Origin of the sequence: Bacillus sp. 0209A (assembly GCF_036765095.1) — a bacterium.
Lineage (GTDB): Bacteria > Bacillota > Bacilli > Bacillales > Bacillaceae > Bacillus > Bacillus subtilis_G.
Genome location: NZ_JBAIZV010000001.1, coordinates 562143 through 576857 on the forward strand (window position 1 = coordinate 562143; position 14715 = coordinate 576857).

14 protein-coding genes are annotated in these 14715 nt (G+C 44.5%); all 14 read right to left on the reverse strand.

The window, feature by feature from the left end; genetic code table 11:
• Nucleotides 1-9: 9 nt before the first annotated feature.
• The 14 genes from sipT to V6D44_RS02215 all read right to left on the reverse strand — a co-directional run bounded on the left by sipT (nucleotide 10) and on the right by V6D44_RS02215 (nucleotide 14701).
• Nucleotides 10-591: a signal peptidase I sipT gene (gene sipT / locus V6D44_RS02150; protein WP_087992219.1), complete on the reverse strand. Its 582-nt coding sequence runs from the start codon at nucleotides 589-591 to the stop codon at nucleotides 10-12.
• 143 nt (nucleotides 592-734) lie between these two features.
• Complete coding sequence (locus V6D44_RS02155) at nucleotides 735-2639, reverse strand: PTS fructose transporter subunit IIABC (protein ID WP_087992220.1); 1905 nt, start codon at nucleotides 2637-2639, stop codon at nucleotides 735-737.
• 14 nt (nucleotides 2640-2653) lie between these two features.
• Nucleotides 2654-3565, reverse strand: coding sequence for a 1-phosphofructokinase (gene pfkB / locus V6D44_RS02160; RefSeq protein ID WP_087992221.1), 912 nt, complete (start codon nucleotides 3563-3565; stop codon nucleotides 2654-2656).
• Nucleotides 3562-4317, reverse strand: coding sequence for a DeoR/GlpR family DNA-binding transcription regulator (locus tag V6D44_RS02165; protein ID WP_087992222.1), 756 nt, complete (start codon nucleotides 4315-4317; stop codon nucleotides 3562-3564). Before V6D44_RS02165 ends, pfkB begins: the two co-directional genes overlap by 4 nt.
• Nucleotides 4318-4595: 278 nt before the next feature.
• Nucleotides 4596-5789 (reverse strand): sporulation-delaying-protein transporter subunit SkiZ, encoded by a 1194-nt coding sequence (gene skiZ, locus V6D44_RS02170; RefSeq protein ID WP_087992223.1) that lies wholly within the window; start codon nucleotides 5787-5789, stop codon nucleotides 4596-4598.
• A complete protein-coding gene (gene yknY, locus V6D44_RS02175) occupies nucleotides 5786-6478 on the reverse strand; it encodes an ABC transporter ATP-binding protein YknY (RefSeq protein ID WP_087992224.1) in 693 nt (230 codons plus the stop codon). Before yknY ends, skiZ begins: the two co-directional genes overlap by 4 nt.
• Nucleotides 6479-7612, reverse strand: coding sequence for an efflux RND transporter periplasmic adaptor subunit (locus V6D44_RS02180; RefSeq protein ID WP_202328622.1), 1134 nt, complete (start codon nucleotides 7610-7612; stop codon nucleotides 6479-6481).
• Between the two features lie 4 nt (nucleotides 7613-7616).
• Nucleotides 7617-8312, reverse strand: coding sequence for a toxin SDP protection protein YknW (yknW, locus tag V6D44_RS02185; RefSeq protein WP_087992226.1), 696 nt, complete (start codon nucleotides 8310-8312; stop codon nucleotides 7617-7619).
• 113 nt (nucleotides 8313-8425) lie between these two features.
• The gene (locus V6D44_RS02190) at nucleotides 8426-10240 is read right to left on the reverse strand and encodes an ABC transporter ATP-binding protein (RefSeq protein ID WP_202328621.1); all 1815 of its coding nucleotides are present in this window, start codon (nucleotides 10238-10240) and stop codon (nucleotides 8426-8428) included.
• A 9-nt stretch (nucleotides 10241-10249) separates the two neighbouring features.
• Nucleotides 10250-12007: an ABC transporter ATP-binding protein gene (locus V6D44_RS02195; RefSeq protein ID WP_253269052.1), complete on the reverse strand. Its 1758-nt coding sequence runs from the start codon at nucleotides 12005-12007 to the stop codon at nucleotides 10250-10252.
• Between the two features lie 220 nt (nucleotides 12008-12227).
• A complete protein-coding gene (gene moaD, locus V6D44_RS02200) occupies nucleotides 12228-12461 on the reverse strand; it encodes a molybdopterin converting factor subunit 1 (protein ID WP_087992229.1) in 234 nt (77 codons plus the stop codon).
• Nucleotides 12454-12927, reverse strand: coding sequence for a molybdenum cofactor biosynthesis protein MoaE (locus V6D44_RS02205; RefSeq protein WP_087992230.1), 474 nt, complete (start codon nucleotides 12925-12927; stop codon nucleotides 12454-12456). Before V6D44_RS02205 ends, moaD begins: the two co-directional genes overlap by 8 nt.
• Complete coding sequence (gene mobB, locus V6D44_RS02210; protein WP_087992231.1) at nucleotides 12927-13448, reverse strand: molybdopterin-guanine dinucleotide biosynthesis protein B; 522 nt, start codon at nucleotides 13446-13448, stop codon at nucleotides 12927-12929. Before mobB ends, V6D44_RS02205 begins: the two co-directional genes overlap by 1 nt.
• Nucleotides 13409-14701 (reverse strand): molybdopterin molybdotransferase MoeA, encoded by a 1293-nt coding sequence (locus V6D44_RS02215; protein ID WP_087992232.1) that lies wholly within the window; start codon nucleotides 14699-14701, stop codon nucleotides 13409-13411. The genes mobB and V6D44_RS02215 overlap by 40 nt, the downstream gene beginning before the upstream one ends.
• Nucleotides 14702-14715 lie beyond the last annotated feature (14 nt).

Genomic DNA, 14715 nt, shown 5'->3' on the forward strand with positions numbered 1-14715 from the left:
AAGGCGTTTTTATTTTGTTTGACGCATTTCGTTAAACGGGAAAAAGACAAACTTCGATGTGCCGACAATCCGGTCTTCGGCAATCAGTCCGAGCCCGTTTCGGCTGTCCATTGAATTCAGCCGGTTATCTCCCATGACAAAATATTTGCCTTTGGGAACCTTAACCGGTCCAAAATCGCCAGTCAGACTCACACCAAGTTTTTCTGCTTCTTTTTTGTTTTTAGACAAGTAAGGCTCAGCTGCTTTTTTTCCGTTTATATAAAGCGTGTCATCCTTCATTTGAACGGTTTCTCCAGGCTTTCCGATCAATCTTTTTACGTAATGGATTTTCGACGTCTCACCGTTGATAATAACGATATCTCCGCGCTCCAGCTCGCCGATATAGTTGACTGTTTTATTCACAAACAGCCTTTCGCCGTCATGTAATGTGGGATCCATAGATGAACCTTCGACTAAATAAGGTTCAAACAAAAAGTGACGGATCAAGAGAGCCAGCAGGACAGCGATGACAATCGCTTTTCCCCATTCCAAATACGTATTGGTTTTTTTCTTCGCCGTTTTTTCAGTTTTCGTGTTTTTTTCCTCGGTCAAAGTGTTTCCTCCTAGACGGTTGCTGTGTCAGTTGTTTCCCTTCTTTTACTTTATCATAAATGATAATAAAATACATAACTTAACCGCGCTCCCGCCAGCAGGATAAAGAAAAAGCGCCCTTTCGAATGAAGGACGCTTTTTTCTTATTTCTCTGTAACAGGTTTTTTAAGAATACCGAGGATAATTGCCATCACGACAGCACCGATCACGATACTTAATAGGTAAAGCAGCGGATGGTTTGTAATGAAGGCTACGAATACTCCTCCGTGAGGTGCCGGAAGCGTTACACGGAAGAATTCAGTTAATCCTCCGGCAACAGCTGCACCAGCGACAGCAGCTGGAATCACGCGAAGCGGATCAGCCGCAGCAAACGGGATCGCTCCCTCTGTTACGAAAGCAGCCCCCATGAAGTAGCATGTAATACCAGCTTCACGGTCACGCTGAGTGAATTTATTTCTGAAAATGGTTGTTGCAAGTGCGATACCAAGCGGCGGAACCATACCGCCGGCCATGATCGCTGCGTGAGGCGCATAGTTGCCTGCATCGATCATCGCGATACCGAACGTAAAGGCTGCTTTATTAAGCGGACCGCCCATATCAATCGCCATCATACCGCCCAAAATAATACCCATTAATACAAGGTTGCCAGTCCCAAGGCTTTCAAGCCAATTTGTTAAGAAATCCATAAATGCCGCTACCGGTGTATTGACCACGAAACGCATGATAATACCAGTTAAGAAAATACCAAACAGCGGATAGATTAACACTGGTTTCAGTCCGTCAAGTGACTGAGGAATAAAGACGAATGCTTTTTTCAAAAGAACAACGATATAACCAGCCAGGAATCCGGCAATTAGTCCGCCTAAGAATCCAGCATTTGCTTGAGTTGCCATAAATCCGCCGATCATACCAGGCGCAAAACCAGGACGGTCTGCAATACTCATTGCAATGAAACCGGCAAGAACTGCCACAATTAATCCTAATGCATTGTCACCGCCGATAAACTTAAGAGCGGCAGCGAACGTGTTGTAAGTAGGATCATCCGGATTGGAAGAATTAATCCCCCAGAAGAATGAAATCGCAACGAGGATACCACCGCCGACTACGAACGGAAGCATGTTGCTGACACCGCTCATCAGATGCTTATAAAACATGCTTCCGATGCTGCCGCCAGACTTGCCTCTCGCTTCATCTTCATCGTTTGAAGCTGAAGAACCGCCGCCGCTGCCTTGGTAAACCGGCGCGTCTTGATTTTTCGCTTTTTCGATAAGCTCTTGCGGGCGTCTGATACCAGCTGTAACAGGTACTTGAAGCACGCGCTTACCTTTAAATCGTTCCATTTCAACCTGCTTGTCCGCTGCGACAATGATGGCAGGTGCATCTTCAATTTCTTGGGCAGTCAGCTTGTGCTTAATACCGCTTGAACCATTTGTTTCGACCTTAATTTCCACACCAAGCTCTTTCGCTTTTTCTTTAAGGGCATCCGCAGCCATGAATGTGTGTGCAATACCTGTCGGACATGCAGTAACCGCTAGGATTTTCCCTTTTCCGGCAGGTGCAGGTGCCGCTTCTTCTTCTTCCTCTTCGTCATCATCTTTATCGTGCTGATTAATAATGTCGATAATAGCATCTTCTGACTCAGCTTCAAGGAGCTGCTTGCGAATTTCTTCACGCATTAACAGTGTTGAAAGTCTTGACAATGCTTCAAGGTGAGTGTTGTTTGCGCCTTCAGTCGCCGCTATCATGAACACCAAGTGAGCCGGCTGGCCGTCTAATGATTCATAATCGACACCGTCTTTTGAACGCCCGAACGCGATCGCCGGGTTGATAACGCTTGCTGTTTTCGCATGCGGGATAGCGATTCCTTCACCAATTCCCGTCGAGCTTTGGCTCTCGCGATTTAAAATGGCTTCTTTGTAGGCTTGTCGGTCATTTAATTTTCCAGCTTTATCAAGAACAGTGACCATTTCGTCAATAACATTTTCTTTTTCTTTGCTCTCAATATTAAGCTTTATTGTATGCTTTGTTAAAAGCTCAGTTATTTTCACTTTTGTTTCCTCCTCTATAGACGTGTGACCTTAACTTCAGGAAGAAGCTGCTGGACAAATTCTTCTGTTCCAAGTTCTTCAGAGAACGCGGTAGCACTGCCTGATGTAACACCTAAACGGAATGCTTCTTCAAGCGGCAGCTGTTTGGAAATACCGGCAAGAAAACCTGCAACGACGGAATCTCCCGCTCCGACTGAGTTGACCAATTTCCCCTTTGGCACGTTTGCAAAATAAACAGCTTCCTTCGTAAATAGAAGCGCTCCGTCTCCGGCCATGGATACGATTACATGTTCAGCCCCTTGTTCTACAAGCTTTTTCCCATAAGGAACAGCTTCTTCAACAGATGTAATTGTTGTGCCGAACATTTCTCCAAGCTCATGATGGTTTGGCTTCATCAAAAACGGTTTCATTTCTGTTGCTTTCATAAGCGCCTCGCCTGAGATATCCAGAACAACTCGCGCGTTCTGCTGTGTGCAGGCCTCTGCGATTTTTTCGTAAGTGTCGTGGGGCAGTGAAGATGGAATGCTTCCTGCAAGGACGACGATATCCCCTTCTTGTAAAGACTGGAACTGTTCTAAAAAGGTTTTGAAATCTTCATCTGAAATTGTCGGTCCCTGACCGTTAATTTCAGTTTCATCACCCGTTTTCAGCTTTACATTGATTCGGGTATCTTCTTTCACTTCAGAAAAGGCTGTTTCCAGATTTTCTTCCCGCAAAAATGTTTTGATATATTCTCCGGTAAATCCGCCGACGAATCCGAGCGCTTTAGACGGTACATGGTGTCTTTTCAGCAGTCTCGATACGTTGATGCCCTTGCCCCCTGGATACTTTGTATCGTATGAGGAACGGTTCAGTCCTCCTACAGTAAAATCTTCAACGTGAACAATATAATCGACAGATGGATTAAGTGTTACAGTGTAAATCATGGTTTCACTACCTTTACGACAGTTTTTTCTTGGTAATTATCGAATGTAAGCTCTTCAGCGCCAGTCGTAATGATTGTTGCGTCGCCTATTCCGGCGAATGCCGAAAATGAAATTTCTCCGAATTTCGAAGGGTCTGCTAAGACATAAGCGTGTTTTGCCTGTTTGACAGCTTTCTGTTTTAAAAGAGCCTCATCAGGGTCCGGCGTTGTGAATCCAGCCTCTGTATGAACACCGTTTGTCCCCAGAAAACTCTTGTCGAATCTGTACTGATCCATGGCAATCAGTGAAGCTCCTCCAATAATCGCGCCCGTTCTGTGCTTTACGTATCCTCCAAGCAGGTAAAAAGAAATTTCTTTCCTTATTAATGCATCGACATGCATCACCCCGTTTGTGACTACGACAATATCTTTGCTTTTATCCATAAAATCAATCATGTGCAAAGTCGTCGTGCCTGCATCAAGGTAAATGCAATCTCCTTCTTCTAAAAGAGAAACTGCTTTTTCAGCAATTTTCAATTTATCGTGAAGGTTTTTGGATGATTTTTCAAGCATATCGGGTTCAAGTCTGATATCGGAAAGCTTGGCTGCTCCCCCATGAACACGCTTTAAAAAACCGCGTTCTTCAAGTGTTGATAAATCTCTTCTGATAGTTGATTCAGAAGCGTTTGTAAGATTTATAAGCTCTTGAATTTTTACCACATCATGCTTTTCGATTTGATCAATAATCAATTGATGCCGTTCAGGAGTTAGCATGCTTCACCTCCTAATGAAAACGTATTCATTTTGAATACAATTTCATTGTAAACGCTTTTTTCAATTTAGGCAACTAGAATCATTCAAATTCATTCAATAACTATCAAAATCTTTCACGTTTATCCATATTAACGTATGTCTATAGGGTTTGTAAACTGTAAATTCGACAAAAATAAGGACAATTGTACGACATTTTCTTCTTATTTTAATGAAAAAAGTCTTTTATATTCATAGTAGAAAAACTAAACATAAAAAAACCTCATGCATGTTGCATGAGGCTACTCGTAACGCAGCGCTTCAATCGGATCAAGCTTTGCGGCTTTATTTGCGGGAAGCATGCCAAAAATAACGCCAATGAGCATACTGAACAGCACGCCCCCGCCTACAACCTGCCAGGATATGAGTGACGGCCAGCCCGCAATGGCAGAAACAAGAGAGGCCCCTCCATATCCGATTCCAATTCCAATCAGTCCTCCGATCAGCGTCAATACGACTGATTCAATTAAAAACTGAGTCAGAATCTGTCCTCTCGTCGCACCGAGTGATTTTCTGATTCCGATTTCCCGCGTCCGTTCTGTAACTGATACGAGCATAATATTCATGACACCGATTCCGCCGACCAAAAGAGAGATACCTGCAATCGAACCGATAATCGTCGTCATAATCGCCGTTACTTTGCCAATTCCGGCCGCTATCTCTTCCATGTTCATCACTTGATATGAATCTTCTGTGCCATGATTGTCATTTACAAGCTGTACCGCTTCTTTTCCAGCTGTTTTTATGTCGTCTGCTGATTCGACTTGCAATGATACGTTACTGAAATCACTTGTGCCAAAAGAAGATTTCATCATATTAAATGGCACATACATTTCACTTAAACCGAAAGAAAGCAAGCCTGTTTCTTTTTTCAGCACGCCGATGATTTCAACAGGCTGTCCGTTGATCCAGACAACTTCTCCGAGAGGGGATGTTTTATCAAACAGTTCTTCAGCCATCTTTTGAGAGATCACTCCGGCTCTTTTCCCCGCAAAAAAATCATGATCGGTAAAGGTTTTGCCGTTTTCGATTTTTAAAGAATTGACATTCATGTATCCATCGTTTATTCCGTTAATGGTGACATCAGTTTCTTCCTCATGATAACGCGCTGTCATACTTTCAGAAGTCGAGGCAACGACTTGTTTGATGCCCTCTATCTCTTTTAAACCTTTTATATCATTTTCTGTAAAAGTAGATTCGGCTAAGGCGTTCGGATTGCTTGCAAGCTCCTCATCGCTTGGCATATAGTACAGCTCCACAGTATTTCCCGGGCCGCTGATCGACTGTTTCAGCATTTGCTCGCCGCCCTGTCCTACCGCAACCACGACGATGACAGAGCCTACACCAATGATAATGCCGAGCATCGTTAAGATCGAACGCATTTTATGGGCAAGGACTGAGCTTAAAGCCATTCTGATGTTCTCTAACAGGCTCATTCTCCCACGCTCCTTTGTCCGGAGCTGGCAGGAACAATGTTTCCGTCACGCACCATGACGATTCGATTCGTGCAATCTGCGACTTCCGGCTCGTGAGTAACAAGAACGATAGTTGTTCCCTCGGCATTTAATGCTGTAAATTGCTCCATAATCGCCGCGCTTGTTTTCGTATCCAGCGCGCCGGTCGGTTCATCAGCTAAAATCAATTTTGGCTCATTCACGATTGCCCTCGCAATGGCTACCCGCTGCTTCTGCCCGCCCGAGAGCTCGTTGGGCATGTGGAGCATTCGATCGGTTAACCCGACCTTTTTCAACGCTCTCTCAGCCCGCTCTTGACGTTCTTTTTTGCCTATACCGGAATAAATCATCGGCAGCTCGACATTTTTTTTGGCGTTCAGCCGCGGAAGAAGCTGGAATTGCTGAAATACAAAACCGATGGACCGGTTACGGACTGCCGCCAGTTCTTTATCTTTATATGAAGAAATATCTTCGCCGTCCAATTTATACGTACCGGAAGTCGGCCGGTCAAGACAGCCGATAATATTCATGATTGTCGATTTCCCTGAACCTGACGGCCCCATAATCGATACATATTCCCCTTGATGAATGTCCAAATCAATAGAATGGAGAACATCAAACGTTTCCCTGCCGATCTGATAGCTTTTTCTCACATTAGAAAGCTGAATCATTTATGCTTTCACTTCCGTTCCATCGGTCACCTGATCAGAGGGATTCAAAATGACTTGATCCTCTTGAGAAATCCCCTCTTTAATCTCTGTCAGATCATCTGTTACTTCACCGATTTTGACATCAGCTCGTTTTGCTTTTCCGTCTTTTACTGTATACACATAATATTGATCATCTTCTTTTTTGACTGCCTTTGAAGGAAGCGTATTTGCTTTCCGCTTGTCTGTTTCAATATTCATGATAAATTTAAAGCCGGGCTTTCCTTCTGGAAGATCCCCTTTTATTTTCACTTGAAGCGGATATTGAACCGCTTGTTCTGTTCCTTGTACCGCAGCGCTTTCCTGCTGATCCGGAACAAGTCCGACTGCGGAAACTGTGCCTTTCCATGTTTTATCCTGAATAACATCTGAAGTGAGTGTGACCTTCTGGCCTTTTTTGATTTTCAGTGTATCGTATTCAGACAATTTCCCTGAGACGACAAGGTCTTTTGGGTTGCCGATATGTATGACAGGCTCTTGAATATCTGATTTTTTAGATGCCGCTTCTTGGTTGACACTAATAACCGTACCTTCGATTTCGCTTTTCACTTCAAGATCTGACACCCGATTGGCAAGTGACTGCCGCTGGAGCTCGGTTTGTTTTAAATCGATCTCAGTCGTTTTTTTCTGCATTTGAAGCTCCGTACGCTCAGATTCAATTTGTTTTTTTGCTTCTTTCTTTCCAACCTGTTTTGCCAGTTCTTTTTCTTTATGATCTAACGCATTTATCTTTACTTGAATTTGGTCAATTTGAAGCTGGTTGGATTCAGCCGTTAACTGGTTCTGTTCTTTTTCCAGGCTCAGCTGCTCATTTGTATAGGTGACTAAAGGCGTGCCCTTTTTCACTTTGTCGCCTTCCTTCACTTTAATGTCTTCTAATGTCCCTTTATCCGCTTCATAAAAGACATACTGTTCATTTGAAAATTGAAGTGTGCCGGGAACCATAACCGTTGACGAGATTTCTTTTTCTTCAAGGCTTCCCGCCTGTATCTTTTGGCCGGCGCTGCCGCTTGTAGGGGCAGCAGACCGGTATATATTGATTCCAATAAAAAGAGCGACTAAAATGGCGATTCCAATTCCGATCCATACTTTTTTCATGAGTTTATGCACCCGCCGCAGAATTGATTAAACCTGAAAAGAACGAAAATGCAACTAAAATTCCGAAAAGAACAATCACTGAAATCCATCCTGCTTTTTTTGAGATGCCGCCTGTTTTGTGAAGGCCGATTGCTAATAATACATAGCTCCATATGCTAAATATCTCAAAAGTATTTAACACGCTGGCGAGAGCCCCGTCAGACGGAATAATCCCCGCCAATGATGTCATGCTGTAAAGCGAATTCGTGTCAGTCGTAAAAGCAACGATTCCGTTAACCAATAATCCAAGACTGCTAATCAAAGAGACAAACAGACCGAGAGAAAGCATTTTTTTGTATGTCGTAACTCCGCCTGATAGTTTTACACAGAGCCAATAAATAAGAGGGGCAATAAATAACGCTGCGATACCGCCGAAAATCGCGCCTGCCATTCCTCCAAATTTGGTTATTGTGGCGACAGTTTCAATTTGTTCAGCTGTTAATCCTTGAGTGTCACTGCTTTTCATAAGCTCACTATAATCCGTACCGAGAGATTGCAGCACGGCACCGACGATGATAATGGCTGCAACAATAAATAGCGGTCCCCATACAGCCGGTCTTTCTCTTATTCTTTCAAATTGAACGGACGGATTTGTGATCACTCCAAAAAGTGACGGCTTTTCAGTCGCCGTTGCGTTGTTTTTTTCTACATTTGTTTCCATTTCAAAACCTCCTTGAGAATGTCTAACAGATAATACGAGAGTGATAGCGAAAAGTTTCATGTTTTTCTAATAAATTTCCAAAAGCCTTCAATCTATACTGAAGGCTTTTTATATTATTTTATCTCTGTGCTGTATTGCGCTTTTACGAGCCCGGCATAAATGCCCCCTTTAGCAAGCAGTTGCTCATGGTTTCCTTCTTCCATTTTCTTGCCGTGATCAAGCACAATGATGCGGTCGGCATCGCGGATCGTGGATAATCTGTGGGCGATCATCACTGCTGTACGCCCTTTCAGCAGGGTTTTTAAAGCCTGTTGAATTTTCACCTCCGTCTCTGTATCAATACTTGCCGTTGCTTCGTCGAGGATGATAATAGCTGGATCGGCGAGCAATGCTCTTGCAAACGAAATGAGCTGGCGCTGTCCGGCAGACAGTACGCTGCCCCTTTCCTCCACCTCTGTTTCGTACCCTTCTCTTAAACCAGAGATAAACTCATCCGCTCCGACCGCTCGGGCTGCTTTCATCACTTCTTCGTCTGAAGCACCCGGCCGGCCGAAACGAATATTTTCCATGATGGTCCCGGAGAAAATAAATGTATCTTGCAGCACAATGCTGATTTGAGAGCGCAAACCGGCAAGGGAAAGATCCTGAATCGGAATACCGTCTATTTTTATGGTGCCTCCCGCGGCATCATAAAAACGGCTGATTAAATTGGCGATCGTCGTTTTCCCGCTCCCCGTATGCCCGACAAGCGCAAGCGTCGACCCCGCCGGAATAGAGAAGGAAACAGCGCGGAGGGCTTTTCGTTTTTCATCATACGAAAATTCAACCTCTTCGAAGCTGATCTCCCCATTTATTTTTTGCTTATGAATCGCGTCCCGCTTCTCTTTGACATTTGGCTGTTCGTCCAGAAACTCAAAAATGCGCTCAGATGACGCCATCCCCATTAACAGCTGGTTATAGACCTGGCCCAGTCTCGAAATAGGTTCCCAAAACATGCCGAGATAGAAGGCAAAAGAAACGAAGACGCCAATCGTGATGGTTTCATTCATGATGAGTGTGGCGCCATACCAAATCAACACACCCGTTCCAATCGCATTCGTCATTTCTACCAGCGGACGGAACATGGCGTTTTTTCTTGTGGCTTCCTGCCATGATTGATAGTTCTCCTGATTGACGCCGTCAAAATACGCCATGTTTTCTTCTTCCTGCGTAAATGCCTGTGTGACACGGATGCCCTGAATGCTTTCGTTCAAATGAGAGTTCAGCTTTGATTGCTTTAGACGCACCTTTTGCCAGGAGCGGCGTATTTTTTTTCTGAGACTTGTTGAAATAAAAAACATAATCGGCAGTGTCACCATAATGGCTATGGTCAGCTCAGGACTCAGCGTAAACAAAATGATCATAACGCCGGCCAGAAGCAGCAAGTCGGTCAATAAGTTGATGACTCCGCTTGTAAAGAGCTCCTGAAGAGAGTTAATGTCATTCATAATCCTGACCAAAATAGATCCAGCCGACCGCTGATCAAAAAATCGGTGGGATAAGCGCTGCACATGAGTAAACAAATGCTGGCGCAAGTCGTAAATCACATGCTGGCCAAGCTGATTCATCCATCTGATTCTTAACACATTGGCGGCATAATTAAGGACGTATAAACCGCTAATGATGAAAATGAGCTGGATCAGCAGCTCCGAGTTTTTCTCTGCAATGGCTTGATCGAGAACATACACGCCGATCAGAATGGGGATCACAAGCTTCACAGCAGTCCCAATCAAAACGGTGAGAAAAGAAAGCGGCAAAATGGTTTTTCGATATGGTTTGACATAGCCCAGCAGCCGCCACATTTGAGCCCAGTTAAACGGCTTTTCAATGATTTCATCTGAAGAATAATAGAAACGCTCCAAAATTCCTTGTTTTTTTGCTTGTTTCATAAGTCCTCCCTATCCGACCTGATGCGGCTCATTGATCATTTTGGCATCACGGTATTGCAAATCGTATATCTTTTGATAGTAGCCGCCTTTTTCGAGAAGCTCATGATGTGTTCCCCTTTCACAAATGCGCCCTTTATCAAAAACGAGAATTTCATCGGCATGTTTCAGTGAAGAAATGCGGTGAGCGATGATAAAGGTTGTGCGGTTTTTCATGACTTCTTTTAAAGCAAGCTGTATGCTGTGCTCAGTTTGCATGTCTACTGCGCTTGTGGCGTCATCCAATATTAAAATGCCCGGGTTCAAACAAATGGCTCTCGCAATGGCGATACGCTGTTTCTGTCCGCCGGAAAGCCCCATTCCCCTCTCTCCCAGCATAGTGTCATATCCATCAGGAAGCTCCATAATAAAGTCGTGTGCCTGAGCACTTTTTGCCGCTTCGATGATGTCTTCCATTGATGCATTCGGCCTCCCGTACGAAATGTTTGATCGAATTGTAGATGAAAACAGAAAAGATTCTTGAAGAACGACCCCGATATTGGAGCGAAGGGTTTTTAACGAGTAATCAGTGATAGGTTTATCATCAATCGTAATCATTCCGCCAACAGGACTGTAAAATCTGGTGAGGAGCTGTGTAACTGAGCTTTTGCCTGAACCTGTAGGGCCCAATAGTCCGATTACCTTCCCGCTGTTTGCCTCAAAACTGACATTGCATAGCGCGTTTATTTGTTCTTTACCGTATGCAAGAGAAACATTTTTGAATAGGACATCTCCTGTTAATTTTTGTTTATGCAAAGCGTGGGCATGGTCTGTGATGTCTTCTTCTTTTTCGAGAATTTCCAGCAGGCGTTCACCTGACGCTTTTGCTTGAGAGAACATATTGATGACAAAACCTAAGTTCATAATCGGCCACATCATATAATTGACAAGGCTGAAAAAAGCGACAAGCTCACCGGGATTGAGCTGGTTCTGCATAACCAAGTAGCCGCCGTAGGAGAGGAGAGCCACAATACAAACATTACCGATGAACTCCATTAAAGGGAAATACGCAGACCAGATGGATGATGTTTGTAAATACTGTGTTCTGTATTCCGCATTGGCCTTATTGAATGTGCTGATCTGAAAATCTTCTCTTGATAGAGATTTAACCGTATTGATGCCGCTGATATTTTCCTGGACTTTTGTGTTGAGTTTCGCAAACGACTTGCGAATTCCTCTGAAGGCGGGATGGACTCTTTTGTCGAACTGATATACCGCAACAGCGAGAAATGGCAGAACAGCGATTGTTACAAGCGTAAGAGGAACAGAATAGTAAAACATGACCGAAAGGCTGATGGCGACCAGCAGACCGAATCGAATGAGTTCAGCTAAACCATATGATAAGAAAAAACGAAGCCCCTCAACGTCAGCTGTCAGTCTGGACATCAAATCACCTGTTTTCGCGTTATCATAATAAGAAAAAGAAAGCCTCTGCAGTTTTTCATACAGGCCATTTCTCAGCCGATAAACGGATTTGATGCCGAACATATCTCCTAAATATTGATGAAAAAAAGTGGCGGTTCCTTTCAGGGCCATTACCGCAATAAAACCTAAGCTGACCCATGCTGCAAGCTGATACTGCCTCCCCAGCACGATTTCATCAATCGTGATTTGCAGGATAATCGGGTAAACGACAGTAATCACAGTCATAAAAAGCATGGCCAGAAGCGACCACATAAACACCTTTCTGTAAGGCCAATAAAACATTTTTAATCTTTTAAATATCTCCATATTCAGCACCTTTCCATTTATTATCATCTTTACTATATCGATACCCGAAATAAATTTCTATTGTTTTTTAAAAATTCAGTCTAATGATGGGGTGAGTCTCTTACTTTATAGGGAGTTACGTATGTAAAATAAACGCTTACAGAAAATCATTGTATGCTGGGGGTGCTTGGGAATATGCGAATGAAATACAAAAAACCGGATGGCTGAATGCCGTCCGGTCTCATCCCCCGCTGACAGGCGGAATGATGGCTACCGTGTCCCTTGAAGATACGGAGGTATTTTCTTTTACATAGCTTTCATTAACGGCAATCATAGCTGTATCAATCGATTCGAGGCCGTATTGTTCTTTTAAACTCGCTTTTATTTCGTCTGTCGTTGCTTGTTCCATATCTATTTCCAATGCTTGTGTGCCGGCCTGTTCCGCAAGCCCTGCAAATAAAAGAATTTTAATCATGCCGCTCTCCCTCGCTTAAATCTGGTTTTCCGTTCGGATAAGCTGTTGTTTCAAGCTGGTCGCCGATCCATTGCTCACCATTTTCCCAAATTTCTTTTTTCCAAATCGGCACAATCTGTTTGATTCGTTCGATCGCATATTCATTGGCCTCATAAGCAGCTTTTCGATGGGGAGAGGATACAGCGATCACAACCGCCGCTTCACCGATATCCAGCACACCTATACGATGTGTGATCGCGGCTGAAGCACCTTCCCATTTTTCTTCGATTTCAGTACCGATTTGAGCCAGCATTTGCACAGCCATCGGTTCATATGCCTCATATTCAAGCCGAACCGTTCTTTTTCCGTTTGTCCATTCCCGAACCGTACCAATAAATGTGGTAATTGCCCCGGCTTCCCGTTTCTCCACTTTTTTGATGATATCTTCCGTAATAATGGGTGTTTTTGTGACCTCAAACCGTTCCATTACGCAGATTCCCCCTTCAGCTGTGAAAGCACAAAATCCACAGCAACCGGATCATCCGCATGAAAAACGGGTAATCCATGGCGCTCTGTCATATGCTCTTTTTTCCTATAGATGATGGCGATTGTATTGACTGCCTGCAGTGCTTCTAGATCTTCCTTTTCGTTTAGTAAAACCACTTTAGGATAAGGGGCTTTTTTAAAGCCTTCAATCAGAAGGCAGTCTATTTCGAGAAACCGATATAACTCGATCAGGCGCGGCAAATCCCATTTGCGGCGGGCTGTCAGCTGCAACACACCAGCACCTTCTACTGCTGTCACACCAGCACCTGCCGCTTGGTAACGATCAGTATCTTTTCCTTTAGTGAACGTTTGCGGTTCACCGCCGTGACCGTGATGCTTCAAGCAGCCTAAATTGAGCCCCTGTTCTGAGGCCTTTTCCAGAATACGCTCGATAAACGTTGTTTTCCCGCTGTTCTGAAATCCTACGACTTGGACGATTGGGAAAGGGCGGACCAAGGCCATTCACTTCCATTCTCTTCTCTGATGAGCAGCGCTTGAACCGTTCTGCCTGATTCATATCCTCTCGTGCCGCCCGGCAGGATAATAAACGCATTTGCTTCTGCAAGTGACGTGACGGAGCTGGACTTATCCAATCCGACGGGTTCCGCCAACAGCTTTCCTTCCTGATGGTACACGAAAGCACGAACAAATCGGGTAAATGGGTTCGGCTTTGGGAAATCCTTGGTCAAAACCGCTTCCGCACAAATCGAATGCGGTTTTTCATTGAGCAGCCATGTCTGGATCATTGGTTTGACAAACAGTTCAAAGCCGACATAACATGCTGACGGATTACCTGACAGGCCAAACAGCAGCATATCGTTTGCATGCGCCACCGTTGTCACGCTGCCCGGGCGCATGGCAACTTTATTAAAGAGCACGTCCGCTCCGAGTTTTTCATAGATCGCAGGCAAAAAGTCAAAATCACCCACTGACACACCGCCAGTTGTGATCAGAAAATCAACCTTTTTCATCGCTTCTTCGACCGCGGCAAAGCTTTTATCCAGATCATCAGAAATTTTCCCTAGATAAAGCGGTGTTGCGCCTGCTTCAATTACTTGCGCATACACCGTGCTGGCATTGCTGTTGCGAATTTTCCCCGGCTCCAGCGGATCACTGACATTCAGCAATTCGGTGCCAGTTGCAATAATCCCGACAACAGGCTTTCTCACGACAGGAACAGATGCGTATCCGAAGGTTGCCAAAAGCGCAGTCACTCCTGGTGTCACTCTGGTGCCTTTTCTCAATAAAACGCTCCCTTTTTGGGCGTCTTCACCTGTTTTTGAAATATTGTCTCCCGGCTGAAAGCGACGTTTTAAAGACATAAACGCCTTCCCATTCTCTTCAAAGGTTTGAGTCAGCTCAATCATGACGACAGCATCTGCTCCCTCGGGAATTTGCGCGCCAGTCATAATCCGCACGGCCTGAAACGGGCCAAGTTCTTTTTCAGATACAGCTCCCGCTCCAATATGGTCAATGACCTCAAACCGAACGGGGTTCTCACGTGAAGCTTCAGCCGTATCGCACGCTCTGACAGCAAAACCGTCGTATGGCGAACGGTCAAATGCGGGTACGTGGTGATCCGCTGTTACATCTTCAGCTAAAAATCGATGAAGGCTGCCTTCAAGCTCCACCCATTCTGTTTCCCCTTGTTTTTGAAAATGGCTGACACGCCGAACTGCCTCGTCTACCGGAATTGGTGTTCTTTTCTCCAGCATTCTGACCCCTCCTG

Excerpts from the sequence above, each read along its gene's own strand:
- skiZ (WP_087992223.1), bottom strand. The coding sequence starts at position 5,789 with ATGAGCCTGTTAGAGAACATCAGAATGGCTTTAAGCTCAGTCCTTGCC.
- V6D44_RS02195 (WP_253269052.1), bottom strand. The coding sequence starts at position 12,007 with ATGGAGATATTTAAAAGATTAAAAATGTTTTATTGGCCTTACAGAAAG.
- V6D44_RS02165 (WP_087992222.1), bottom strand. The coding sequence starts at position 4,317 with ATGCTAACTCCTGAACGGCATCAATTGATTATTGATCAAATCGAAAAG.
- mobB (WP_087992231.1), bottom strand. The coding sequence starts at position 13,448 with ATGGCCTTGGTCCGCCCTTTCCCAATCGTCCAAGTCGTAGGATTTCAG.
- V6D44_RS02215 (WP_087992232.1), bottom strand. The coding sequence starts at position 14,701 with ATGCTGGAGAAAAGAACACCAATTCCGGTAGACGAGGCAGTTCGGCGT.
- V6D44_RS02190 (WP_202328621.1), bottom strand. The coding sequence starts at position 10,240 with ATGAAACAAGCAAAAAAACAAGGAATTTTGGAGCGTTTCTATTATTCT.
- moaD (WP_087992229.1), bottom strand. The coding sequence starts at position 12,461 with ATGATTAAAATTCTTTTATTTGCAGGGCTTGCGGAACAGGCCGGCACA.
- yknY (WP_087992224.1), bottom strand. The coding sequence starts at position 6,478 with ATGATTCAGCTTTCTAATGTGAGAAAAAGCTATCAGATCGGCAGGGAA.
- pfkB (WP_087992221.1), bottom strand. The coding sequence starts at position 3,565 with ATGATTTACACTGTAACACTTAATCCATCTGTCGATTATATTGTTCAC.
- V6D44_RS02205 (WP_087992230.1), bottom strand. The coding sequence starts at position 12,927 with ATGGAACGGTTTGAGGTCACAAAAACACCCATTATTACGGAAGATATC.
- V6D44_RS02180 (WP_202328622.1), bottom strand. The coding sequence starts at position 7,612 with ATGAAAAAAGTATGGATCGGAATTGGAATCGCCATTTTAGTCGCTCTT.
- yknW (WP_087992226.1), bottom strand. The coding sequence starts at position 8,312 with ATGGAAACAAATGTAGAAAAAAACAACGCAACGGCGACTGAAAAGCCG.